This window comes from Planosporangium mesophilum (assembly GCF_016863255.1).
GTDB lineage: Bacteria > Actinomycetota > Actinomycetes > Mycobacteriales > Micromonosporaceae > Planosporangium > Planosporangium mesophilum.
In genome coordinates this window covers 134,551-156,935 of record NZ_BOON01000005.1, presented here as the reverse complement: position 1 = coordinate 156,935, position 22,385 = coordinate 134,551, and the positions used below count along the sequence as shown (strand labels likewise).

The 22,385-nt window shown below is 70.6% G+C and carries 23 protein-coding genes; 11 read left to right on the top strand and 12 right to left on the bottom strand.

All coding sequences use genetic code 11. The features are described from left to right. The first annotated feature begins 47 nt into the window (after positions 1-47). A complete protein-coding gene (locus Pme01_RS03210; RefSeq protein WP_168112737.1) occupies positions 48-368 on the top strand; it encodes a TFIIB-type zinc ribbon-containing protein in 321 nt (106 codons plus the stop codon). Between the two features lie 86 nt (positions 369-454). Here Pme01_RS03210 and Pme01_RS03205 read toward each other — a convergent pair whose 3' ends face one another. Beyond that, positions 455-712 (bottom strand): WhiB family transcriptional regulator, encoded by a 258-nt coding sequence (locus tag Pme01_RS03205; RefSeq protein WP_168112738.1) that lies wholly within the window; start codon positions 710-712, stop codon positions 455-457. A gap of 363 nt (positions 713-1,075) precedes the next feature. After that, positions 1,076-2,002, bottom strand: a complete 927-nt coding sequence (locus tag Pme01_RS03200) for a diacylglycerol/lipid kinase family protein (protein ID WP_168112739.1) — start codon at positions 2,000-2,002, stop codon at positions 1,076-1,078. 62 nt (positions 2,003-2,064) lie between these two features. Here Pme01_RS03200 and Pme01_RS03195 point away from each other — a divergent pair, with 62 nt between their 5' ends. Beyond that, on the top strand, positions 2,065-2,466 hold the full coding sequence (locus Pme01_RS03195; RefSeq protein WP_168112740.1) for a hypothetical protein: 402 nt from the start codon (positions 2,065-2,067) through the stop codon (positions 2,464-2,466). A 58-nt stretch (positions 2,467-2,524) separates the two neighbouring features. Here Pme01_RS03195 and Pme01_RS03190 read toward each other — a convergent pair whose 3' ends face one another. Genes Pme01_RS03190 through sodN form a run of 3 tightly spaced genes read right to left on the bottom strand, consistent with a single transcriptional unit; the run spans position 2,525 to position 4,014 of the window. Next, positions 2,525-2,950: an ATP-binding protein gene (locus Pme01_RS03190; RefSeq protein ID WP_203935405.1), complete on the bottom strand. Its 426-nt coding sequence runs from the start codon at positions 2,948-2,950 to the stop codon at positions 2,525-2,527. Further along, positions 2,947-3,549, bottom strand: coding sequence for a GNAT family N-acetyltransferase (locus Pme01_RS03185; RefSeq protein WP_168113383.1), 603 nt, complete (start codon positions 3,547-3,549; stop codon positions 2,947-2,949). Before Pme01_RS03185 ends, Pme01_RS03190 begins: the two co-directional genes overlap by 4 nt. A gap of 60 nt (positions 3,550-3,609) precedes the next feature. Then, the gene (gene sodN / locus Pme01_RS03180) at positions 3,610-4,014 is read right to left on the bottom strand and encodes a superoxide dismutase, Ni (RefSeq protein WP_168112741.1); all 405 of its coding nucleotides are present in this window, start codon (positions 4,012-4,014) and stop codon (positions 3,610-3,612) included. A gap of 76 nt (positions 4,015-4,090) precedes the next feature. On the opposite strand from sodN, the gene Pme01_RS03175 reads away from it, so the two are divergent. The 4 genes from Pme01_RS03175 to Pme01_RS03160 all read left to right on the top strand — a co-directional run bounded on the left by Pme01_RS03175 (position 4,091) and on the right by Pme01_RS03160 (position 7,168). Next, positions 4,091-4,411 carry a S26 family signal peptidase gene (locus Pme01_RS03175; protein ID WP_168112742.1) on the top strand — a complete coding sequence of 107 codons (321 nt, stop codon included), beginning with the start codon at positions 4,091-4,093 and terminating at the stop codon, positions 4,409-4,411. Between the two features lie 290 nt (positions 4,412-4,701). Beyond that, positions 4,702-5,871 carry an NAD(P)-dependent malic enzyme gene (locus Pme01_RS03170; protein WP_239087988.1) on the top strand — a complete coding sequence of 390 codons (1,170 nt, stop codon included), beginning with the start codon at positions 4,702-4,704 and terminating at the stop codon, positions 5,869-5,871. 127 nt (positions 5,872-5,998) lie between these two features. After that, positions 5,999-6,940, top strand: a complete 942-nt coding sequence (locus tag Pme01_RS03165; RefSeq protein ID WP_168112744.1) for a zinc-binding dehydrogenase — start codon at positions 5,999-6,001, stop codon at positions 6,938-6,940. 66 nt (positions 6,941-7,006) lie between these two features. Continuing rightward, complete coding sequence (locus Pme01_RS03160; RefSeq protein ID WP_168112745.1) at positions 7,007-7,168, top strand: hypothetical protein; 162 nt, start codon at positions 7,007-7,009, stop codon at positions 7,166-7,168. Here Pme01_RS03160 and Pme01_RS03155 read toward each other — a convergent pair. The 6 genes from Pme01_RS03155 to Pme01_RS03130 all read right to left on the bottom strand — a co-directional run bounded on the left by Pme01_RS03155 (position 7,161) and on the right by Pme01_RS03130 (position 15,012). Further along, positions 7,161-8,156 carry an alpha/beta hydrolase family protein gene (locus Pme01_RS03155; protein ID WP_168112746.1) on the bottom strand — a complete coding sequence of 332 codons (996 nt, stop codon included), beginning with the start codon at positions 8,154-8,156 and terminating at the stop codon, positions 7,161-7,163. The two genes, Pme01_RS03160 and Pme01_RS03155, sit on opposite strands and share 8 nt — an antisense overlap. A gap of 121 nt (positions 8,157-8,277) precedes the next feature. Continuing rightward, positions 8,278-8,457 (bottom strand): DUF6104 family protein, encoded by a 180-nt coding sequence (locus Pme01_RS03150; protein ID WP_168112747.1) that lies wholly within the window; start codon positions 8,455-8,457, stop codon positions 8,278-8,280. Positions 8,458-8,538: 81 nt separating this feature from the next. Then, on the bottom strand, positions 8,539-12,273 hold the full coding sequence (locus Pme01_RS03145) for a multifunctional oxoglutarate decarboxylase/oxoglutarate dehydrogenase thiamine pyrophosphate-binding subunit/dihydrolipoyllysine-residue succinyltransferase subunit (RefSeq protein WP_168112748.1): 3,735 nt from the start codon (positions 12,271-12,273) through the stop codon (positions 8,539-8,541). 137 nt (positions 12,274-12,410) lie between these two features. Then, the gene (locus tag Pme01_RS03140) at positions 12,411-13,253 is read right to left on the bottom strand and encodes an ABC transporter permease (RefSeq protein WP_168112749.1); all 843 of its coding nucleotides are present in this window, start codon (positions 13,251-13,253) and stop codon (positions 12,411-12,413) included. Further along, positions 13,250-14,161, bottom strand: coding sequence for an ABC transporter ATP-binding protein (locus Pme01_RS03135; protein WP_168112750.1), 912 nt, complete (start codon positions 14,159-14,161; stop codon positions 13,250-13,252). The genes Pme01_RS03140 and Pme01_RS03135 overlap by 4 nt, the downstream gene beginning before the upstream one ends. A 182-nt stretch (positions 14,162-14,343) precedes the next feature. Further along, positions 14,344-15,012, bottom strand: coding sequence for a hypothetical protein (locus Pme01_RS03130; protein WP_168112751.1), 669 nt, complete (start codon positions 15,010-15,012; stop codon positions 14,344-14,346). A gap of 164 nt (positions 15,013-15,176) precedes the next feature. Here Pme01_RS03130 and Pme01_RS03125 point away from each other — a divergent pair, with 164 nt between their 5' ends. The 5 genes from Pme01_RS03125 (at position 15,177) to Pme01_RS03105 (ending at position 20,698) form a co-directional block, all read left to right on the top strand. Next, a complete protein-coding gene (locus tag Pme01_RS03125) occupies positions 15,177-15,917 on the top strand; it encodes a GNAT family N-acetyltransferase (RefSeq protein ID WP_168112752.1) in 741 nt (246 codons plus the stop codon). Positions 15,918-15,921: 4 nt separating this feature from the next. Continuing rightward, positions 15,922-16,779 (top strand): lysophospholipid acyltransferase family protein, encoded by an 858-nt coding sequence (locus Pme01_RS03120; protein WP_168112753.1) that lies wholly within the window; start codon positions 15,922-15,924, stop codon positions 16,777-16,779. 97 nt (positions 16,780-16,876) lie between these two features. Continuing rightward, positions 16,877-17,617, top strand: a complete 741-nt coding sequence (locus Pme01_RS03115) for a response regulator transcription factor (RefSeq protein ID WP_168112754.1) — start codon at positions 16,877-16,879, stop codon at positions 17,615-17,617. A 4-nt stretch (positions 17,618-17,621) separates the two neighbouring features. Continuing rightward, positions 17,622-19,256, top strand: a complete 1,635-nt coding sequence (locus Pme01_RS03110; RefSeq protein WP_168112755.1) for a sensor histidine kinase — start codon at positions 17,622-17,624, stop codon at positions 19,254-19,256. Beyond that, positions 19,253-20,698 (top strand): S1C family serine protease, encoded by a 1,446-nt coding sequence (locus Pme01_RS03105; protein ID WP_168112756.1) that lies wholly within the window; start codon positions 19,253-19,255, stop codon positions 20,696-20,698. Before Pme01_RS03110 ends, Pme01_RS03105 begins: the two co-directional genes overlap by 4 nt. A gap of 90 nt (positions 20,699-20,788) precedes the next feature. On the opposite strand, the gene glpK is transcribed toward Pme01_RS03105, so the two are convergent. Beyond that, the gene (gene glpK / locus Pme01_RS03100; protein WP_168112757.1) at positions 20,789-22,270 is read right to left on the bottom strand and encodes a glycerol kinase GlpK; all 1,482 of its coding nucleotides are present in this window, start codon (positions 22,268-22,270) and stop codon (positions 20,789-20,791) included. Positions 22,271-22,385 lie beyond the last annotated feature (115 nt).

The following is a 22,385-nucleotide window of genomic DNA, read 5'->3' as shown; positions in this document are numbered from 1 at the left end:
GAGCTACTACAAGATCGGATATAGACGGGTGCGGGTACCGTGACGAGATGCAGATGACATGCCCCAAATGCATGGGACAGATGCGCCAGTACGAGCGCAGCGGCGTGACGGTCGACCAGTGCGCCGAGTGTCGGGGGATCTTCCTCGACCGGGGTGAGTTGGAGCGACTGGTCGACGCGGAGAAGACATGGCACGGCGGCGGGCAGCCCCACCAGTCGCAGCCGTACCAGCCGTACCAGCAACCGCACCAGGATCGGCGTCATCGTGACTTCGACTCCGACGAGTACCCGATGTACGGCCAGCACCCCGGTCACGGTCATCACCCGCACAAGAAGCGCCGTGGCTTCCTGGAAGAGTTGTTCGACTGAGCGTGAGGGTCACCGAAGACATGGAGTTGTCGACCGACAGTGACGCCCCGGGGAGCAGCGCTCCCCGGGGCGTCACACGGTCCAGATCAGGCAGAGTGAGCGCGAACCCGCAAGCCGCCGCGCCGCTTGAGAGCGCGCCGCTCTTCTTCGCTCATTCCGCCCCAGACGCCGGCGTCCTGACCCGAGTCGAGTGCCCACTGGAGGCACTCGTCGGTCACGGCGCAGCGCCGACAGACCGCCTTAGCCTGCTCGACTTGCAGCAGGGCCGGACCAGACGTCCCGATCGGGAAGAACAGTTCCGGGTCCTCATCGCGGCAGGCAGCACGGTGGCGCCAGTCCGACATGGCGGCAACACTCCTTGGTTTGCGGATCAGTGGCAGTGAGTGCGTTAAATGTTTCCTATATGCGTCTCGCGAAACCGTCCGTGTGGATGAACCCCGGCTGGGCGGCAGCGCGTGAGCAGGCAACTCGCTTCGCTTGTGAATACTTTCACGAACTATGGCGATGTCAAGGGGCAGGTTCTGAAAAACTCGGAGCGCGTGAGTGAGGTCACGCTGTGTATGTCCGGTTTTTCAGGTCCGCCCGGGCCCCGTGCTTACGACTGTCGGTTACAAAAGTAGTACTCGTGGTCACTGGTTGCCACCGTTTCACGAGTGTCGCAACCGTTGAGCCTCGCTTTTGTGTGCTGTCCAACAAAGGACAACGGTTCAGCACACGATTCGTAACGCATCTGCGACGGAATGGAGTTCGATTTTGTCCCGCTCGCCGAGGTAGTCGCCGTCGAGCTGAAAGGCCATCGGACGGTCGGCGCGCAGCGTGAAAGTTTCAAGATCATGGAGATTGAGAACACGCTTTCCGTGTGGCTGCGGCTCGCGGGACAAGATCTGCTTCACCGTGCGCGTGGTGCTCGGCACATGTAGCTCACGCAATGCCATCACGTCGAGCCCCGTGTCGAAGGACGCGTCCGGACACGGGTTCACCGGACGGTCACCGAGATAGGTCCACGGTGCCGCGTTCTGGACGATGACCGTCGCCAGCCCGACCAACGGCCGCTCGCCGGGGCGTTCCAGGGTCACCGGCGGGTGTCGGCGCTCGGTCTCCAGGAAGTACTGGGTCAGCGTGGAGCGAAGGTACAGCCACGGCGTCGAGGTGCGGCCCCGCAGTCGCGCCCGCTCGACCCGCCGGACCACCTCGGCATCGAGCCCGAGCCCGGCGCAGAACGTGAAGTACCGGTCGTCGGCGCGGCCCAGGTTGATCATGCGAGAGCGCTCCTCGCGGAGCGCCTCCAGGATCACGCTGGCCCCGTCGGCCCAGTCCCTGGGCATGCCGACGGCGCGCGCGAACACGTTGGTCGAACCGCCGGGGACAACGGCGAGGGCGGGCCGGTTGTCGGCCTTGTCGCCGGCCGCCATCAATCCGTTGACGGCCTCGTTCACGGTGCCGTCACCACCGAGCGTGACGACCAGGTGCATACCCTCCGCGGCGGCGTCCCGCGCCAGGTCGGCCGCATGACCCCGCCGTCGGGTGTAGGCCACGGTCAGATCCACCTCGCTGCGCAGCGCGCGGACCAGAACGTCGCGGCTGCGCTCGCTCGTGGTAGTCGCCTTGGGGTTGACCACGAGAAGCGCACGCATGGCGGGCACTGTACCCGGAGGCTGCCCGGGCAAGCCTGTTCTTCGGCGGTACAGTGACCGGCGTGACGGGATCTCAGCGCCCATCCGGCGGATCGGCGGCGGCTACGCTCCGCGCTGCGGTCGGCCTGCTCACCGTCCAGGCCACGGTGGTCGCCCTGATCGTGGCGTTCCTCGTCTACAAGGATTTCACCGCCCGGGCGGCCAGCCTGCGGGACGCGATGATCGTCACCGGCTTCGCCGCCCTGATCGCCGTCCTGCTCGGCGTGCTCGCGCTCGCGCTCGCCCGCCGCCGGGCCTGGGCGCGGGGACCGGCGGTCGTGATGGAGCTGATGTTGCTGCCCATCGGCTGGTACATGGTCTCCGGTGGGCTGGCCTGGCTCGGCGTACCGGTGTTCGCGCTGGGCCTGCTCGGTGCGGGCCTGCTGATCGCCCCAGCCACCCGTGAGGCGCTCGGGGTGCAGTGACCTTGCCGGGCGGCCCGCCCGGCCGGTGGCGACCCGCTCAGCCGGACGGGGGAGCGCCTCAGTCGGGCTGGCTGGGGCGGCGCTTGGTCAGCCGGATGCAGACCAGGTCGTTCTCGACCTTGGCCGCCACGTCGTCGGCGAGGGCGCTGAGCACCTGCCAGGCGAACGACTCGCCGGTCGGCAGGCGTACCGACGACGGGTTGTCGATGGGCACCGTCGCGTCGACGGTGAGGGCGTCCTGGGTCACCGTGAACCGGCAGGACAGGGCGGCGTCGAGGGAGGCCAGCGCGAGCAGGATCGCGCACGCCTCGTCGACGGCGATGCGCAGGTCCTCGATCTCGTCCAGGGTGAACGACAGGCGCGAGGCGAGGCTCGCCGTGGCGGTACGCAGGACGCCCAGCCAGGCGCCGGAGGCCGGCACCGCGAGCAGTACGACGTCGGCAGCCTGATCCGGTGTGGACCGCTCCGGTACGACCTGAGTCACCCTGCATCACCCCGCATCGACGACTGTAGGTCCTCGGACTTCGCCGTGGGTGCCTGCTCGGCCAGCGATCGCAGGGCCGGTCCGGTCAACCGGTAGGGCACCCACTCGTCCATCGGTACGGCCTCGATGGAGTGGTAGAACTCGCGCGCCGGGTTCCAGTGCAGCACCCACCAGTCGAGGCGCTCGTACCCGCGCTCGGCGCAGACGGCCGCGAGGGTGGCGAGCAGCGCCCGACCGATACCGGTGCCGCGGGCGGTGGGGCGCACGTACAGGTCCTCGAGGTACACCCCGTGCACGCCCCGCCAGGTGGAGAAGTTCAGGAACCACAGCGCCATGCCGACCGGCTCACCGTCGATCAGGGCGACGTGCCCGAACAGGGCCGGGCGGTCGGCGAAGAGGGCGGCTTCGAGCTGTGCCTCGGTCAGGTGGCACTCCCGGGGGGCGCGCTCGTACTCGGCGAGCTCATGCACCATCGACACCACAGCAGCCACGTCCGCCCGGCTGATCGGCCGGATCTCGACGCTCATTCCACCTCCCGCGGCAGTCCACCGCCGAGCCCCGTACCCGCGGGTTCGGGCCGATCGGTGATCGGTCCAGATGGGTTGGTGGCCCCCATCGCCCGTACCCGGGCGCGGGGGCCACCAACCATCACCTGAGTGTCAGGCTTGCTTCGTCTCCCAAAAGATCTTGGAAATCTCCTCGATCTTCGCGAGCAGCTTGTCCGCGACGTCCGGGTCGACAGAACCCTTCGCGCCGCTGGCGCCGGCCAGCTTAGTGGCCTCGTTGAAGAGGCCGTGCAACTGCGGGTACTTCTCGAAGTGCGGCGGCTTGAAGTAGTCGGTCCACAGCACCCACAGGTGGTGTTTGACCAGGTCGGCCCGCTGCTCCTTGATCATGATTGCCCGGGTACGGAACTCCGGGTCCTGGTTGGCCTGGTACTTCTCACAGATCGCCTTGACCGACTCGGCCTCGATGCGGGCCTGTGCGGGGTCGTAGACGCCGCAGGGCAGGTCGCAGTGGGCGGATACGACGGTGCGGGGAGTGAGTAGACGCGGCAGACGCATCGAACCCTCCTGGTGTGGTTTGCGATGATCTCTCAAGGGCGAGGTTACCCCTGCCCACTCCTTACAGCGACAGGAGATGCCCGGATTGCCGTTGCCGTGGTACCCGGTCCTGGTGCGAGGCCCGTCGATGTCGCCGACCCTGCGGGACGGTGACGCGCTGCTCGTGCGCCGTACGACGCGGGTACGGCCGGGCGACGTCGTGGTGGCGCGGTTCCGGGTACGCCCGTCGTTGCTGGTCGTCAAGCGGGTCGCTCGGGCCGAGGCCGGCGGTTGGTGGCTGATCGGCGACAACGAGTTCGTGGCCGACGACTCGCGGGCGTACGGCGTGGCCGATGTCGAGGGTAGGGTCGTCCTGCGCTGGTGGCCGCGCCCGTCGCTGCTGCGACGGCGACGGTGAGTTTCGGCGCCGCTGAGTTTCGGGTACGACCGAGTTTGGGCGGGGCCCGAGTTTCGGCGGGGGCCTGAGTTTCGGCGCGCCGCTGCTGGGCAACGGCGCTCGGTGTACCCCTGGGATCGGCCGACGTCTCGGCGTCGGCGTGACATTGTCCACGCGGGTGTCCGTGCCCAGGCCACTATGCTCTCCGTAGACCAGGGAGACCCCCGCGCATGAGCGCGCGCCGCCGTCGTTTCAGACCCGCAGCGACACGGCGCGCCACGTACGTTTTTTCAACGCGGCAAGGAGGCCCCGTGTCCTTCGATCAGCACGACCCTGTCTTCACCCTGCACCGCGGCGGGAAGCTGGTGGTCAACTCCGCCGTCCCGCTGTCCACCCGGGATGACCTTTCCCTGGCATACACCCCCGGCGTGGCGCGGGTGTGCGAGGCGATCGCAGCCGACGAGACACTGGTTCACGAGTACACCTGGGTCAAGCACACCGTGGCCGTCGTCACCGACGGCTCGGCGGTGCTCGGCCTGGGCAACATCGGGCCGCGCGCGGCGATGCCCGTCATGGAGGGCAAGGGCGCGCTGTTCAAGCAGTTCGCCAACGTCGACGCCGTCCCCATCTGCCTGGACACCCAGGACACCGAGGAGATCATCGCCGCAGTCAAGGCGATCGCGCCGTCGTTCGGCGGGATCAACCTGGAGGACATCGCCGCGCCGCGCTGCTTCGAGATCGAGCAGCGTCTCGACGAGGCGCTGGACATCCCGGTGTTCCACGACGACCAGCACGGTACGGCGATCGTGGTCCTCGCCGCGCTGCGAAACGCGGCCGCGCTGCTCGACCGCAAGCTCGAGCGGCTGCGCGTGGTCGTCAGCGGGGCGGGCGCGGCCGGCGTCGCGGTCACCAAGATGCTCATCGCCGGCGGGGTCGAGCCGGGGTCGGTGATCGTGGTCGACTCGCGCGGCGCGATCCACTCCGACCGTACGGACCTGACGCCGATCAAGCGTGAGATGGCTGAGCTCACCAACGGCGACGGGGTGTCCGGCGGCATCGCGGAGGCGCTGCGCGGCGCGGACGTGCTAATCGGCCTGTCCGGCGGCACGATCGAGGAGGAGGCCCTCGCCGGCATGGCGCCGGGCGGCGCGATCTTCGCGCTGGCGAACCCGACGCCGGAGGTGCACCCCGTGATCGCGTCCCGGTACGCCGCGGTCGTCGCCACCGGCCGCAGCGATTTCCCCAACCAGATCAACAACGTCCTCGCGTTCCCGGGCGTCTTCCGGGGCGCGCTCGACGCCGGGGCGACCCGGATCACCGAGGGCATGAAGGTCGCCGCGGCGGACGCCATCGCCGGGGTCGTCGCGAACGAGCTGCGCCGCGACGCGATCGTGCCGAGTCCGCTCGACCCCCGCGTGGCCCCGGCGGTGACCGAGGCGGTGGCCGCGGCCGCCGTGCGCGACGGCGTCACCCGCTCCTGACGTGGTCCCCTTGATCGGCACAGCGTGCACACCGGAGGTCGTGGTCTCCAGCAGGGCCTGAGGCAACGACTTCTTCATCGGTGGTTGTGCCGATCAGGGGCGTCCAAGGGTCTGCTAGCGTCGCGACATGCGTGCCGCGTATGCCTCCACGTTCAACTCCGAAGACCCGCTCGCCGCGCTGACGGTAGGGGAGCAGCCCGAACCGGCGCAGGACGGCTGGGTGACCGTCGACATCAAGGCCAGTGCGCTCAACCACCACGACCTGTGGTCGCTGCGCGGGGTCGGGCTGAAGGCCGAACAGCTCCCGATGATCCTCGGCTGCGACGCCGCCGGGGTCGACCCCGACGGCAACGAGGTCGTCGTGTACTCGGTGATCACCGAGCCCAACGGCGCACAGTCGATCCTGTCCGAGCGCTACCCGGGAACGCTCGCCGAGCGGGTGGCCGTGCCCGCGGGCAACCTCGTACCGAAGCCCGCCGAGCTGTCCTTCGCCGAGGCGGCCTGCCTGCCGACGGCGTGGCTCACCGCGTACCGGATGCTGACCACCAAGGGCCGGCTGCCGGAGAACGGCAGCGTCCTGGTCCAGGGCGCCGGCGGCGGCGTCGCGACCGCCGCGGTCGTGCTGGGCGTGGCGCTCGGCGCGCGGGTGTACGCGACGAGCCGCGATGCCGACAAGCGGGAGCGGATCGCGGCGCTCGGCGCCACCGCCCTGGAGAGCGGTGCCCGGCTGCCGGAGCGGGTCGACGTGGTGATCGAGACCGTCGGCAAGGCGACGTTCGACCATTCGCTCAAGTGCGTCAACCGGGGCGGTCGCATCGTCGTCTCCGGGGCCACCTCCGGGCACCTGCCGGAGGTGAACCTGCGCCGGGTCTTCGCCGGCGAGGTGGAGATCCTCGGCTCGATGATGGGCACCGCCGAAGAGTTGGATCAACTGCTGCGGCTCTGCGCCGACCGGGGCGTACGCCCGATCGTGGACTCGGTCCACGCCTTCAGTGACGTACGGGGAGCGTTCGAGCGGCTCGCGTCGGGTGACATCTTCGGCAAGGTGGTCGTCGACCACACGAAGTGAGGATTGGCGGGCGGGTCGTGGGGCTGTTGTCCGCGACCCGCCCGCTCCTTTCGTTAATGTGCGTCCATGTCCAACGAGCAGCTAGACCCGAGCGGTAACACCGGGCAGTTCAAGGCGTTCGCGCAGGCGCCGCCGGAGGAGGGCGCGCCGTCCCGGGCGCCGCTCGTCATCGGTGTCGCCGTCGCCGTCGTCGTTCTCGCCGTGGTCGCCTACCTGGCGCTCAGCTGAGCCCCGCCGACTCCCACCGCGAGGTACCGGTCGAGGAGCCGTCGCCGTTCAGCCGCGCCTTGGCCCGGCTGTCGCCGTACAGCGACCAGCGCAGGAAGTCGGTCGTGGTTTCGATCATCTGCTGGAAGCCGGCTCCGCCCCTCGCCATGTACCTGCCGTGATCGCCGCCGAGCATGGTCAGGAACGCCTTCGGCCACGGTACGGCTCCGTAGGCGGCGCGCCCGCCCCGGTAGGAGACCGTCGGATCGGCGTCGCCGTGTACGAACAGCACCGGGGTGACCGGCCCGGTGTACGCCCCGCCCAGCAGGCCACCGGCGATCACGATGGCCGAGCGCAGTCGCGGGTCGCGCTGCGTGGACAGCATCTGCGTCGTCGTGTAAGCGCCAGCCGAGTGTCCGGCCGCGGCGACGGCGACGGTGTCGAGATGGCCCGCGAACGGGTCACCCTCCCGACCGTCCCGGGCCAGCATCTCGCTGATGACGTACGACGCGTCGGCCGGCTGGTTCGCCACGTCGGTGATGTCGAACCTGGGGGCGCCGTACTTGGTGTGCGGGTACGCCGGCGCGGCCACCACGAAGCCGGCGGCCGCCCAGCGGATCGCCACCGGGGCGAGGGCCTGCGGAAGGCCGGTGAGGCCGTGGCTGAGGAGCACGAGGGGGAACCGGCCGGGCGCCACACCCGCGCCGGGCCGGGTACCGCCGTCCGGCGCGCCGTCGGCCGGGTACCAGACGGTCGTCGGCAGGGGCCGGTCGGCACCGCGGGTGAGGGCAAGGTCCCGGACCCCGACCGCGAAGGGCTTCGCCGGCGCCGGCCTGCCGCGCAGCGGCGGTAACGCCGACGCCGGGGCGGCGCCGGGCGCGCCGGTCGCCGGCTGGGGGGTCGGGGGCGCGCCGCCGGGCGGCCGGCGGCTGGGCGATTCGACACAACCACCGACGGGTACGGCGAGAGCAAGCGCGGTCATCGCGCGCAGCAGGACGCGGCGGTGCACTGGTCGACTGTAGGCACGCGCCCCGGTGGAAACGAAGAGGGTCAGGCGGGGCGGGCGGCGAACCATGCCCGGTACCCGGTCAGCCAGCGGTCGAACCGGAGCCCGGCGGAGGCGAGATCATCTACTCGTCGTCTTCGTCGTCGAGCCGGGCCAGCCAGGTGGCCAGCCGCTCGACAGGGGTCTCGAACTCGGGGTTGAGGTCGACGAAGTCCCGCAGCCGCTCGGCGAGCCAGTCCATGGTGATGGTCTCGTCGCCGCGACGCTCGGAGAGCTCCTCGATGCCCCGGTCGGTGAAGTACATCGTTCCTCGTCCCCTCCCCAGCGATCGTGGACACCTGGCGGGGTCACAGGCCTGCCAGGTGTCCACGATCCGCGAGAACCGCTATGCGCGGGGCAGTGCCGCCTCGATCAGCGCGGCCTGCTCGGCGTCGTGCATCTTGGTCGAACCCACCGAGGGCGCCGCCGCCGACGGGCGGGAGATGCGCCGCAGGCGCACGCCCTCCAGGTGCTCCAGCAGGTTGAGCGCGATGAACGACCACGCGCCCTGGTTGGCCGGCTCCTCCTGTACCCAGGCGTAGTCGTCCGCGTTCGGGTACTGCGCGATCGCGGCCCGGACCTCCTCCACCGGCAGCGGGTAGAGCTGCTCGATGCGGACGATCGCGGTGTCGGTGATCTGCCGGTCCGCGCGGGCCTGCACCAGGTCGTAGTACACCTTGCCGGAGCAGAACAGCACCCGCTTCACCGCACCGTTGTCGGTGATCCCGGCGTCCGGGATGACCGGCTGGAAGGTACCGGTGGTGAAGTCCTCCACCGAGGACACACAGAGCCGGTGCCGCAGCAGCGACTTCGGGGTGTACACCACCAGCGGCTTCTTCTTCGGCGACAGCGCCTGGCGGCGCAGCAGGTGGAAGTGGTTGGCCGGGGTGGTCGGTACCGCGACGCGCATGTTGTCCTCGGCGCACAGCTGCAGGTAGCGCTCCAGGCGACCCGAGGTGTGGTCGGGGCCCTGGCCCTCGTGCGAGTGCGGCAGCAGCAGCGTCACCGCGGTGCGCTGACCCCACTTGACCTCGCCCGAGGAGATGAACTCGTCCACGATGGACTGCGCGCCGTTGGCGAAGTCGCCGAACTGCGCCTCCCACATCACCAGCGCGTCCAGGTTCTCCACGGAGTACCCGTACTCGAAGCCCATCGCCGCGAACTCGCTCAGCAGCGAGTCGTACACGAACAGCCGGCCACCCTGGTCGTTCAGGTGCTGGATCGGGAAGTAGTCGCGGCCGCTGACCGCGTCGACGACCGCGGCGTGCCGCTGCACGAACGTGCCCCGCTTGGAGTCCTGGCCGGACAGCCGCACCGTGACGCCCTGGGCGAGCAGCGAGCCGAACGCCACGATCTCGCCGAAGCCCCAGTCGATGTTGCCCTCGACCGACATCTTGTGCCGGCGCTCCAGCAGCTGCGCCACCCGCTTGTGCGGGGTGACGCTCTCCGGCAGGTTGACGTGCGCCTCGCCGATCCGCTTGAGCAGCCCGGTGTCGATCGCGGTCTCGACCTCCGGCTCCGGCTCGGGGGCACGCAGTCGGGTGATCCGCGTCGACGGGCCGGACGAGGCGTCCCGGGTCGCCTTGAACACCGTCTCCAGCTGCTGCTGGTAGTCGCGCAGCAGCTCCTCGGCCTCTTCGACGGTGATGTCGCCGCGGCCGATCAGCTCCTCGGTGTAGATCTTCCGCACCGAGCGCTTGGTGTCGATGATCTGGTACATCAGCGGGTTGGTCATCGACGGGTCGTCGCCCTCGTTGTGACCGCGCCGGCGGTAGCAGACCATGTCGATGACGACGTCCTTGTTGAACGCCTGCCGGTACTCGAACGCGAGCTGCGCCACCCGGACGACCGCCTCCGGGTCGTCCCCGTTGACGTGGAAGATCGGGGCCTGGATCATCCGCGCGACGTCGGTGGAGTACATCGACGAGCGGGAGTACTCCGGCGCGGTGGTGAAGCCCACCTGGTTGTTGACGACCACGTGGATCGTGCCGCCGGTGCGGTAGCCGCGCAGCTGCGACAGGTTCAGGGTCTCGGCCACCACGCCCTGGCCGGCGAACGCGGCGTCGCCGTGTATCAGCAGCGGCAGCACCGTGTACCCCTCGAGCTTGAGGTCTATGCGGTCCTGCTTGGCCCGCACGATGCCCTCGAGGACCGGGTTGACCGCCTCCAGGTGGGACGGGTTGGCCACGACCGATACGGTCGTCGCGTGCTCGCCGTCCGGGGTGGCGAACTTGCCGACCTGCCCCAGGTGGTACTTGACGTCACCGGAGCCGTGCGACGACTTCGGATCGATGTGCCCCTCGAACTCGGAGAAGATCTTCTCGTACGGCTTGCCGACGATGTTCGCGAGCACGTTCAGCCGGCCGCGGTGCGCCATGCCGATGACGACCTCGTCGAGGTTGGCGCGGGCGGAGTCCTGCAGGATCTCGTCGAGCAGCGGGATCAGGCTCTCGCCGCCCTCCAGCGAGAACCGCTTCTGGCCGACGTACTTGGTCTGCAGGAAGGTCTCGAACGCCTCGGCGGCGTTGAGCCGGTTGAGGATGTGCTTCTGCTGCTCGGTGCTCGGCTTCTCGTGCCGGCGCTCGACCCGCTCCTGGATCCAGAGGCGCTCCTCCGGGTCCTGGATGTGCATGTACTCCACACCCACGCGCCGGCAGTACGAGTCGCGCAGCACACCGAGCACGTCGCGCAGCTTCATCTTCTGCTTGCCGGCGAACCCGCCCACGCGGAACTTGCGGTCGAGGTCCCACAGCGTCAGATCGTGCTGCAGCACGTCGAGGTCGGGGTGCTTGCGGATGTGGAACTCGAGCGGGTCGGTGTCGGCCATGAGGTGACCGCGCACCCGGTACGCGTGGATCAGTTCGAGCACCCGGGCGGTCTTGTCGACCTGGCCCTCGGCGCTGGCGTCGACGTCGCGCACCCAGCGCACCGGCTCGTACGGCAGGCGCAGCGAGGTGAAGATCTCGTCGTAGAAGCCGTGCTCACCCAGTAGCAGCTCGTGCATGCGCTTCAGGAAGTCGCCGGACTGAGCACCCTGGATGATGCGGTGGTCGTACGTCGAGGTCAGCGTGATGATCTTGCTGATGCCCAGGTCGGAGAGGCGCTCGTCGGACATGCCGGCGTACGGCGCCGGGTACTCCATCGCGCCGACGCCCAGGATCGTGCCCTGACCGGTCATGAGCCGTGGGATCGAGTGGACCGTCCCGATGCCGCCCGGGTTGGTCAGCGAGATCGTGGTGCCGGCGTAGTCGTCCATGGTCAGTTCGTTGCGGCGGGCGCGGCGGATCACGTCCTCGTAGGCCTGCCAGAACTGCCGGAAGTCCATCGCCTCCGTGGCCTTGATGCTCGGCACCACCAGCGAACGGGAGCCGTCCGGCTTCGCCAGGTCGATCGCGATACCGAGGTTGACGTGCTCCGGCTGTACCAGCGCCGGCTTGCCGTCGACCTGCGCGAACGAGTTGTTCATCTCCGGGAAGTCGGCCAGCGCCTTGATCATCGCGTACCCGATGAGGTGGGTGAAGCTGACCTTGCCGCCGCGACCACGGGTGAGGTGATTGTTGATCACGATGCGGTTGTCGGCGAGGAGCTTCGCCGGCACGGCCCGCACGCTGGTCGCCGTGGGCACCTCCAGCGAGGCGTCCATGTTGGCGACGATCTTCGCCGCGACGCCGCGCAGCGGGGTGGTCCTGGTGCCCTGGGAAGAGCCCGCCGCGGGGGCCTTGGCCTTCGGCTCCGCGGTGGCGGGCCCGGCCTTGGCGGCCGGCTTCGCGGCGGCCGGCTGGGCAGCGGTGGCCGGCTGGGCGGCGGCCGGCTTCGCGGCCTCCTGCGGCTTCGCGGCCTCCTGCGGCTTCGCGGGGGCGGCGGCCGGGGCGCTCGCGTGGGCCGTGCCGCCCGCCGCGGGCGCCTCTGCCGCAGCCGCCCCGTCACCACCGGGCCGGTAGTCGACGAAGAAGTCGTGCCACGCGGGGTCGACACTCGCCGGATCGGACAGGTACCGCTGGTACATGTCCTCGACGATCCACTCATTGGGACCGAAGCCCGCTAATGGGTTGTCCTGCGAGTTGGTCGCTGGAGTTGCCACGTCCGTAATCGCCTCTTCCACGTGCGCGCGTTACCGAAGTCAGAAGACGGCTTCAAGGCTACGCTGCGCGATCCGGGAGGACGGCATCGACGTCCTCCCGTGTTGCGCTTCACAGTCACCCAAAAGATACCCGATGTCTATGAAACGTCCCGCTTCCGGAGAATCAGCGTACCGATCAGGCCGGCGATCAATCCGTACCCGATCAGCACGAGCGCACCCACCCACTGCGGCGGGCTCTGCGGGAAGAGCTTGACCGGCGCCAGCATCACCTGCGAGGCCGTCGAGGGCACGATCACCTGCGCGGTCCGGATCCAGTCCTGCTGGAGCCACTGGTGCAGGAGCGTGAAGATCAGGTCGGCGGCGGAGAACCCCACCACGTACACCACCGACACGGTGATCGTGGCACCGATCTGGCTCCGGATGAGCGCCCCGAACCCCACCCCGAAGACTGCCCAGATGGCGAACGCCATCAGGTTGAGCAGGACGGCGCGGATGACGTCCCAGTCGCCCAGGTGGCTGGGGAGGCCCTCGGCCTGGAAGAAGATCAACCCGGCCGGGATCGCGATCGCCGTGGACACCAGCCAGAACACCGCCGAGTACATGACGGCCGTGACCAGCTTGCCCACCACCACTGTCGTGCGGTGCGGGGTCGTCAGGAACGTCGCGGTCGCGGTCTGGTGGTAGTACTCGTTGGTGATCAACAGGATGCCGATCAGCGCCGCGAACAGGCAGCCGAGGAACTGCCCGGAGGTGAAGATGTTGGCCGCCTGGGTGACCACCTGGCTCTGCGCCGCGATCGACTGCGCCTGATCGGGCGACGAGCCGCTGGCGATGTCGTCGGTCGCGTTGAGGAACAGGTGGGCCTGAAGGAAGTTGAGGGCGAGGGCCGCCGCCGTGCCGGCGACGGTCGCGAGGGCGAAGATCCACCAGGTGTGGGTGGTGCGGATCTTGAGGAGCTCGCTGCGGATGAGCCGGTTCATCGGATGGTGGCCTTCCCCTGGGTCAGTTCGAGGAACACGTGCTCGAGGTCGGGTCGCTCGGTGACCAGCTCGTGCAGCTCCACGCCGGCGCGCAGCGCGGCGGCGCCGACCGCCGGCGCCTCCACCCGGGTCACCAGCAGGGCGCCGTCGGCGTCCGTGGCGACGGTCGCGCCGGCCCGCTTGAGCTCCGCGCCCAGCGCCTCGGCCTGCGGACTGCGGACCCGCACCCGGGCCTGGGTGGACATCGACCCCATCACGTCGTCGACCGTGCCCTGCCGTACCAGCCGACCGGCGGCGATGATCACGACGTCGTCGGCGAGCAGCTGCATCTCGGACAGCAGGTGGCTGGAGACCAGGACGGTGCGGCCCTCGCCGGCCAGCCGGCGCAGCAGGTCGCGCATCCAGCGGATGCCCTCGGGGTCGAGGCCGTTGGCGGGCTCGTCGAGGATGAGCACCCGCGGGTCGCCCAGCATGGCCGCGGCGATGCCGAGCCGCTGGCGCATGCCCAGCGAGTACCCCTTGAACTTGCGGCTTCCCGCCGGCGCCAGTCCGACCAGTTCGAGCACCTCGTCGGCGCGGCTGTCCGGCAGCCCGGCCGCCGCGCAGATGACGCGGAGGTGGTTGCGGCCGGTACGTCCCTTGTGGGCGGCGGACGCCTCGAGGATCGCGCCGACCGTCCGCAGTGGGTCGTGCAGGTCCGCGTACCGACGACCGCCGATGGTCGCCGCCCCGGCGGTCGGGGTCACCAGGTTGAGAACCATCCGTAGCGTCGTGGTCTTGCCGGCGCCGTTCGGGCCGAGGAAGCCGGTGACCCGGCCGGGCTCGACGGTGAACGACAGGTCGTCCACGGCTCTGACGTTCTTGTACTGCTTCGTCAGGCCGGAGACGACGATCTGTCCGTCGGACATTGGTATCCCTCCGTGAGGCGGCCCGTGGCGCTGTGGCGCTCGGCTACACACCGCCTAGATCCGTCATGGTGCCGGGCGGGGTCAATGCGGCGGACGCGCCGGGCCGTGAGGTCGATCCGGCGGGGCCCCGCCGGACCGCGACCATGACACGCTACGCGGTACGGCGGCCCGGTGTGGAGACGTCAGGCGATCGCGATCCACGTCGCGCGGGCCAGCGCGAGCACCTCGCCGTCGTGGCCGTAGACCGTGGAGAGCACGTCCGCCTTGCGCCCGGACTGCGCGACCAGCGCGCCCATCACCACGCAGCCGTCGCCGGCCGCGGGCAGCGCGTCGACCCGCGCGGCCATCCTGCCCAGCACGTACGGCCGGTTCTCCATCCCGATCGACCAGCCGCCCGGGCAGTCCAGCGCCGCCCACATCAGCGTCGGCTCGACGTCCTCGGGAACGATCCACGGCGCGGCGGTACGCCCGTCGGGCAGGCGCCCGGGGAACAGGCGCATCCCGTCGCCGGGCGGGCGCTGCGGCCCGCAGACGAAACAGGTCGGGAACGGATGCCCGGTGAAGCCGGCGTACCCGTTCGAGACCGCGCTCGCGTCGGTCCACGACACGGCCGGCACCGTCTGGAACAGCGGCTCGGGTACCGGGGCCGCCGACGCGATGAGCCGGTCGCCGTCGTACACCTCGACCGCGTCGTTGCGGGCGTCGACGTCCAGCGGGGTCGCCAGCGGAGGCGGCTGCCGCAGCGTCACCACCGTACCGGTGGGGGAGGAGACGTACCGCGCCAGCATGCCGGCCGTGTACCCGCCGTTGGCCGAGTCCGGCGGCCCGTTGAACGTGGCCGGGATGATCATCCGTCCGCCTTCCGATCATGTACTCGAGCGGACCCTACGCGGTCGGCCGCGCGCACCCTCGCCACGACGCGCGGGTGGACCTCGGGCACTCGTTCACGAAACCGACAACTTCGGCTCGCATCGATGACATACGGTCGCCGACCTGGCGCCTGACGCTTCCCGGCATGACGATTCTCGCGGTCACCGGATCCACGGCCACTGCCCGGTACAGCGTCCAGGTGGCGACCGAGGGTGAGCAGGTGCGCGCCGCGCAACGGCTGCGCCACCACGTGTTCGCCGGCGAGTTGGGTGCCACGCTGCGCTCCGACGTACCCGGCCTCGACATCGACGAGTTCGACGCCCACTGTGACCACCTGATCATCACCGAGGACATCTCGGGCGAGGTGGTCGGCACGTACCGGATGCTCCCGCCGGGGCGCACCGACCGGCTGTACTCCGACGGCGAGTTCGACCTCCGTCCGCTCGCCCCGCTCCGGGGCGCACTGGTGGAGACCGGCCGCTCCTGCGTACACCCCGACCACCGTACGGGCGCGGTGATCAACCTGATGTGGGCCGGCATCGCCCGGTACATGCACCTGGCCGGGCACACCTGGGTCGCCGGCTGCGCCTCGGTACCCCAGGACGACGCCACGGCCGTGTGGAACCAGGTACAGGCGCGCCACCTCGCCCCGCCGGCGCTGCGGGTGACGCCCCGCAACCCGTGGCCGATCAGGTCCGGACCGGAGCGCAAGGTCACCATGCCGCCCCTGCTCAAGGGTTATCTGCGGCTCGGCGCGTGGGTCTGCGGCGCGCCAGCCCACGACCCGGACTTCGCGGTGGCCGACCTCTTCGTCCTGCTCTCGCTGGACCGGGTCGACCGCCGGTACATGCGCCATTTTCTTGGGGATCACAGGCTGGGGGAGTAGATAGATGGTCACCGAATCGCTGTGGCTGCCCCGGTCGACCTGTGACATCTACTGCCTGCCGTCCCCGGACTCGGTTCCGCGGGTCGGCCGACTCCGGGTGGTCGCGCGGGCCGCGGCGGCCGCGGCGGTCATCGCCGCCGCCGCGGTCACCCTGCCGGTGATCCCGCTGCTCCCGCCGGCCGGTCGGGCCCGGCTGATGAGCCTGTACGCCCGGGGGGTGCTCGGCGCGCTCGGGGTCGGGCACGACGTCCGCGGCCGGCTGCCCCGGCGCGGGGCGCTGATCGTGGCCAACCACGTGTCGTGGCTGGACGTCCTGGTCCTGCTCGGGTCCGCGCCGTCCCGGCTGCTCGCCAAGCGCGAGGTTCGGTCGTGGCCGGTGATCGGATCCCTCGCCGCGGTGGCGGGGACCGTGTTCATCGACCGACTGCGCCCGCGGGCGCTGCCCCGGACCGTGGCCTCGGTCTCCGCCGCGCTGCGCGCCGGCGGGGTGGTGGCGGTGTTCCCGGAGGGTACGACCTCATGCGGCCGTACCAGTGGTCGCTTCCGCCCGGCCATGTTCCAGGCCGCCATCGACGCGGGGGTACCGGTGGCGCCGGTAACGCTGCGCTTCCGGCTGGCCGGTGGCGGGGACACCAGCATCGCCGCGTTCCTCGGTGAGGATACCCTCCTGGCGTCGCTGCGTCGGGTCCTGACCATCGGTGGCCTGCACGTCACGGTCCAGGTCCACCCCGCGCTGTACCCCGTGCCCGGCGTGTCCCGGCGCACCCTGGCGCGCGTCGCCCGGTCCGTGGTGCACGGTCCTCCGCGATCGTGGACGGCTGACGGTGCGGCAGCTCCATTGGAGCTTTCGCGGGCCGCCTGACCCCGCCGACCTGGCACAATTCTGTGCGGGAGCGCCTTCCAGGAAACTCCCAGGCAAAGTTCAGCCCTGCCTCAGTGAGGGGAACCACGATATGGCTATGGGGGTACGCGGCGGCGCTGCACAATCCGGGGGTGCATCGCTGTCGGGTGGAGCGCAGGCTGAGGCGAGACTGCTCGTGGTCGAGGATGATCCAAATATCCTTGAGCTGCTCTCGGCCAGCCTGCGCTTCGCCGGTTTCGCCGTCACCAGCGCCAGCAGCGGCGGGGAGGCCGTGACCGCGGCCGGCGAGCAGCGGCCCGATCTGATCGTTCTCGACGTGATGCTGCCCGACCTCGACGGCTTCGACGTGGTGCGCAAGCTGCGCGCCGGCGGCAGCCGTACCCCGGTGGTGTTTCTGACCGCCCGGGACGCGACCGAAGACAAGATCCGCGGCCTGACGCTGGGCGGCGACGACTACGTCACGAAGCCGTTCAGCCTCGAGGAGCTGACCGCCCGGATCCGGGCGGTGCTGCGGCGTACCGGCGGCGACCGGGAATCCAGCAAGATGACCTTCGCCGACCTGGAGCTGGACGAGGAGACCCACGAGGTGCGCCGGGCCGGCGCCACGGTGTCGCTGTCGCCGACGGAGTTCAAGCTCCTGCGGTACCTGATGCTCAACGCGGGCCGGGTGCTGTCCAAGGCGCAGATCCTCGACCACGTCTGGAACTACGACTTCCGCGGCGACGACAGCATCGTCGAGTCGTACATCTCGTACCTGCGACGCAAGGTCGACGTCGCCGAGCCGCGGTTGATCCACACACTGCGCGGCGTCGGGTACGTGCTGCGGCTGCCCACCTGAGCCGGTGAAGGCGCTACTGGCCCGCACGCCACTCCGGGTCAAGCTCGTCGCGGCAGCGCTGGCGTTGGTGCTGGCCGCGCTCCTGGTCACCGCGTCGGTGAGCGCGTTGGCCCTGCACAGCTACCTGATCGGCCGGATCGACGACGAGCTGGCCGACACCACGCACACGTACGAGAAGGCCTCGGTACCGCTGCCGGCGCTGGGCTTCATCGTGCTCCCCAGCGACTACATGATCCGGGAGCAGACCAAGTGGGGCGTCGGTCGGGCGCCCACCGCCGACCTGTCGCTCCGGCCCGAGGACCTGCCGCCGCTGCCCAAGACCCCCCAGGAGCACGCGGATCACCTCGACCATCCGTACACCGTGCCCGCGATCAACGGGTCGCGCCGGTGGCGGCTGTTGATCACCCAGCGGCCCAACGGGGCGTACCTCGTCGTCGGCCAGAAGCTGAACTCCGTCGACAACGCGGTCAACCGGTTGGTGGCGGTGGAGCTCGTGGTCGGGGGATCGGTCCTGGTGGTGCTGGCCGCGCTGGGCGTCGCGCTGGTACGGGCCAGCCTGCGCCCGCTCGTCGAGATCGAGCGCACCGCCGCCCAGATCGCCGCCGGGCAGCTCGGGCAGCGGGTGCCCGAGTCGGACCCGCGCACCGAGGTGGGCCGGCTGGCGCGGGCGCTGAACGCGATGCTCACCCAGATCGAGTGGGCGTTCGCCGCGCAGGCCGCCTCCGAGCAGGCCGCGCGTGCCGCCGAGGCGGCCTCGCGGGATGCCGAGTCCGGGGCGCGCTCGGCCGCCGAGGCCGCCAAGCTCTCAGAGGCGCGCGCCCGGCTGTCGGAGGAGCGGATGCGCCAGTTCGTCGCCGACGCCTCGCACGAGCTCCGCACGCCGTTGACGACGATCCGAGGCTTCGCCGAGCTGTACCGGCAGGGCGCCGTCGAGCCGGACCAGATCCGGGACGTGCTGCGCCGCATCGAGGACGAGGCCGCCCGGATGGGCCTGCTCGTGGAGGACCTCCTCCTGCTCGCGCGCCTGGATCAGGAGCGTCCACTCGTACTCGCCCCGGTCGAGCTGCGGGTGCTCGCCGGCGACGCGGTCGAGGCCGCGCACGCCATCGCGCCGGACCGCCCGCTCACGCTCGACGCGCCGGCGGACGGGCGGCCGCTCCTGGTGCTCGGCGACGAGCCGCGACTGCGGCAGGTGGTCGGCAACCTCATGACCAACGCGCTCACCCACACGCCGCCGGCCACCCCGGTCACGCTGCGGCTGTCCGCGGACGACGCGACGGCGGTCCTGGAGGTCATCGACGCCGGTCCGGGGATCGCCGCGGAGCAGGCCGATCGGGTATTCCAACGCTTCTACCGGGTGGACAAGGCCCGTACCCGGCAGGCGGCGGCCCGCGACGGCCAGGCCTGGGCGGGCCGGCACAGCGGCGCCGGGCTGGGGCTGGCCATCGTTGCCGCCCTGGTGGCGGCGCACGACGGGGCCGTCGAGGTGGACAGCGTTTCCGGTCAGGGGGCGACATTCCGGGTACGCTTGCCGCTCCTGGGCAGTCTCGAGGAGCTGGCGGACCACGCGGCGCTCCCAGAAACCTCCCAGGCGGGTCCCAGTTCCAGCGAAGCATCTACCGGCATTGTTGAGGCATGAGCGAGCACGACAGCGCATGGGCATCAGGGGCGTCGAACGACCGGGTGGCCGGCCAGTCGACGCCGCAGGAACACGAGCGGCGCCAGGAGCCGGCTGGCTCCGCGCCGGCCGCGGCGTCAGAGCAGGCCGGTTCGGCGGGTTACGGGGGCGGGTCCGAGGCGGAGGCGCCGACCACCCCGCTTACCGCCGGCGCCCACCAGACCCCCGGTGAGCCGTACCGGGCCCCCGGGACGCCGTACCAGCCGTCGGGAGCCCCGTACCAGACTTCTGGAGCTCCGTACCACCAAGTGGGAGCGCCGTACCAGGCGCCGATCGGGCCGGGCGGCCCGTACGGCGGCGGACCCTACCCCGGCGCGCCGTATCCGGGCGCGCCCGGTTGGCAGCCGGCCACGCCCCCGCCGAACTCCGGCAGTCGGGTCGCGCGGGGCGTCGTGATCGGCGTCGCAGCGGTGGCGCTCGCTCTCTTCTCCGGTGTGACGGGTGGGTTCGTGGCGCACCAGTTCGACAGGAGCGCCCCCGCCAGGACCGTGACCGGCAGCACCGTGGCCACCAGCGACGGCTCGGTCGCGGCGGTCGCCGCCTCGGTCCAGCCGAGCGTCGTGGACATCACCACCGGATCCGGTGAGGGCTCGGGCGTGGTGTTCTCCGCCGACGGCTACATCCTGACGAACAACCACGTCCTCGAGGGCGCCCGCGGCAACAGCGTCGAGGTCACCTTCAGCAACGGCAAGACGGCCAAGGCGACGATCGTGGGTACCGACCCGGCCGGCGACCTCGCGCTGGTGAAGGCGCAGGGCGTCTCCGATCTGACCCCGGCGAGGTTCGGCGACAGCGACGCGGTCCAGGTGGGCGACACGGTCCTGGCCCTCGGCAGTCCGCTGGGCCTCCAGGGCTCCGTCACCGCCGGCATCGTCAGCGCGCTGCACCGCACCATCGACGAGGGTGGCCAGTCGGCCTCGGGTCCCGGGCGCTCGATCGGTGACGCGATCCAGACCGACGCCGCCATCAACCCCGGCAACTCGGGCGGCCCGCTGGTCAACATCAAGGGCGACGTCATCGGCATCAACACCGCCATCCTGACCTCCGGCCAGGGATCCGCGGGCAACATCGGGGTGGGCTTCGCGATCTCGAGCAACAGGGCCAAGTCAACGGCCGAGCAGCTGCGCAACGGCGGCAAGGTCAGCCACCCGTACCTGGGTGTTCAGGTCGGCAACGGCAGCGGCGGCGCCCTGATCACGGACGTGGTGGCCGGTGGGCCGGCGGACAAGGCCGGCCTGCGCAAGGGCGATCTGGTGACCAAGGCCGGGTCCAGGACGGTGACCGACTCCCGGTCGCTGGTCGGCGCGATCCAGGCCGGCAAGCCCGGTGAGTCCATCCAGCTCACGATCGTGCGCAACGGGGCCGAGCAGCAGATCAGCGCGACGTTGGGCGAGTCCCCCTGAGCATTCCCTCCCTCCCTGAAATGGCGGGCGAGGCGGCCACCCCTGCGGCCGCCTCGCCCGCCGCCTTTCAGGGGCCGGTCAGGAAGAGTGCTACTCGGTCCAGCCCATCGTGCGGTCGACCGCCTTGCGCCAGAACCGGTACCCGGTCTCGCGCTCGCCCGCGGCCATCGCCGGCTCCCACCGGCGGTCGGCCCGCCACTTGGCGCACAGCGTCTCCAGGTCGGGCCAGTACCCGACGGCCAGGCCCGCGGCGTACGCCGCGCCGAGGCAGGTGGTCTCCGCGACCGTGGGTCGCACCACCGGGACGTCGAGCACGTCGGCCTGGAACTGCATGAGCAGCTCGCTCGCGGTCATCCCGCCGTCGACCTTCAGCGCGGTCAGGTCGACCCCCGCCTCCCCGGCCATCGCGTCGACGACCTCCTTGACCTGCCACGCCGTCGCCTCCAGGGTGGCCCGTGCCAGGTGCCCCTTGGTGACGTATCCGGTCAGCCCGGCGATCACCCCGCGCGCGTCGGCCCGCCAGTGCGGTGCGAACAGGCCGGAGAACGCCGGCACGATGTAGCAGCCGCCGTTGTCGTCCACGGTCGCCGCGAGGTCGTTCACCTCGGCGGCGTTCGAGATGAGGCCCAGGTTGTCGCGGAGCCACTGCACCAGGGCGCCGGTCACCGCGATCGACCCTTCCAGGGCGTACGCGGGCGGGGCGTCCCCGATCTGGTAGGCCACCGTGGTGACCAGCCCGCGCTCGCTCGGTACCGGGCGCTCGCCGGTATGCAGCAGGAGGAACGAGCCGGTGCCGTACGTGCACTTGGCCTCACCGGTGGCGAAGCAGGTCTGCCCGAACAACGCCGCCTGCTGGTCGCCGAGCGCCCCGGCGACGGGTACGCCACCCAGGAAGCCGCGCGCCTCACCATACACATAGGACGAAGGCAGGATCTCCGGCAGGATCGCCAGGGGGATGTCGAACGCGGCCAGCAGCTCGTCGTCCCAGTCCAGAGTGGACAAGTTCATCAACATGGTCCGGCTGGCGTTGGTGACGTCGGTGGCGTGCCGGCCGGTCAACTTCGTGATCAGCCAGGTGTCCATCGTGCCGAAGCGCACCTCGCCCTTTTCGGCGCGTTCCCGCAGGCCGGGGATGGTGTCGAGGAGCCAGCGAATCTTGGGTGCGGAGAAGTACGTGGCCAGCGGCAGGCCGCACCTGTCCCGGAACCGGTCGACGTCGCCCTGGCCCAGCTCGGCGATCAGCCGGTCGGTACGGGTGTCCTGCCACACGATCGCGTTGTGCAGTGGCTCTCCGGTCGCGGCGTCCCACAGCAGGGTCGTCTCCCGCTGGTTGGTGATCCCCACGGCCGCGAGGTCGGCCCGGCTCAGTCCGGCGCGGTCGACCGCACCCCGGACCACCGCCTCGGTGTTGTGCCAGATCTCCGCCGCGTCGTGCTCGACCCAGCCCGGTTTCGGGTAGATCTGCCGGTGCTCCCGTTGGTCGACGGAGATGACCGTGGCGTCGGAGTCGAAGACGATGCAGCGGGTCGAGGTCGTGCCCTGGTCGATCGCGGCGATGTACCGGGAATTCACCCCGCCAGTGTGGCTCAGGCCGGCGCGTGGGTGTGGCGCGCCCTCGCCGACCGGCGCCTCGCCGCCGAACGGTCAGAAGTCCGATCCGAATGACTTGATCATCGGACAACGGCGC

Coding starts and splice junctions, on each gene's coding strand:
- sodN (WP_168112741.1), bottom strand. CDS start 4,014: ATGCGTCTGCCGCGTCTACTCACTCCCCGCACCGTCGTATCCGCCCAC.
- Pme01_RS03200 (WP_168112739.1), bottom strand. CDS start 2,002: ATGCGTGCGCTTCTCGTGGTCAACCCCAAGGCGACTACCACGAGCGAG.
- Pme01_RS03160 (WP_168112745.1), top strand. CDS start 7,007: ATGTCCAACGAGCAGCTAGACCCGAGCGGTAACACCGGGCAGTTCAAG.
- Pme01_RS03130 (WP_168112751.1), bottom strand. CDS start 15,012: ATGATCATCCCGGCCACGTTCAACGGGCCGCCGGACTCGGCCAACGGC.
- Pme01_RS03205 (WP_168112738.1), bottom strand. CDS start 712: ATGTCGGACTGGCGCCACCGTGCTGCCTGCCGCGATGAGGACCCGGAA.
- Pme01_RS03175 (WP_168112742.1), top strand. CDS start 4,091: ATGCCCGGATTGCCGTTGCCGTGGTACCCGGTCCTGGTGCGAGGCCCG.
- Pme01_RS03125 (WP_168112752.1), top strand. CDS start 15,177: ATGACGATTCTCGCGGTCACCGGATCCACGGCCACTGCCCGGTACAGC.
- Pme01_RS03115 (WP_168112754.1), top strand. CDS start 16,877: ATGGGGGTACGCGGCGGCGCTGCACAATCCGGGGGTGCATCGCTGTCG.
- Pme01_RS03140 (WP_168112749.1), bottom strand. CDS start 13,253: ATGAACCGGCTCATCCGCAGCGAGCTCCTCAAGATCCGCACCACCCAC.
- Pme01_RS03150 (WP_168112747.1), bottom strand. CDS start 8,457: ATGTACTTCACCGACCGGGGCATCGAGGAGCTCTCCGAGCGTCGCGGC.
- Pme01_RS03165 (WP_168112744.1), top strand. CDS start 5,999: ATGCGTGCCGCGTATGCCTCCACGTTCAACTCCGAAGACCCGCTCGCC.
- Pme01_RS03135 (WP_168112750.1), bottom strand. CDS start 14,161: ATGTCCGACGGACAGATCGTCGTCTCCGGCCTGACGAAGCAGTACAAG.
- Pme01_RS03105 (WP_168112756.1), top strand. CDS start 19,253: ATGAGCGAGCACGACAGCGCATGGGCATCAGGGGCGTCGAACGACCGG.
- Pme01_RS03210 (WP_168112737.1), top strand. CDS start 48: ATGCAGATGACATGCCCCAAATGCATGGGACAGATGCGCCAGTACGAG.
- Pme01_RS03120 (WP_168112753.1), top strand. CDS start 15,922: ATGGTCACCGAATCGCTGTGGCTGCCCCGGTCGACCTGTGACATCTAC.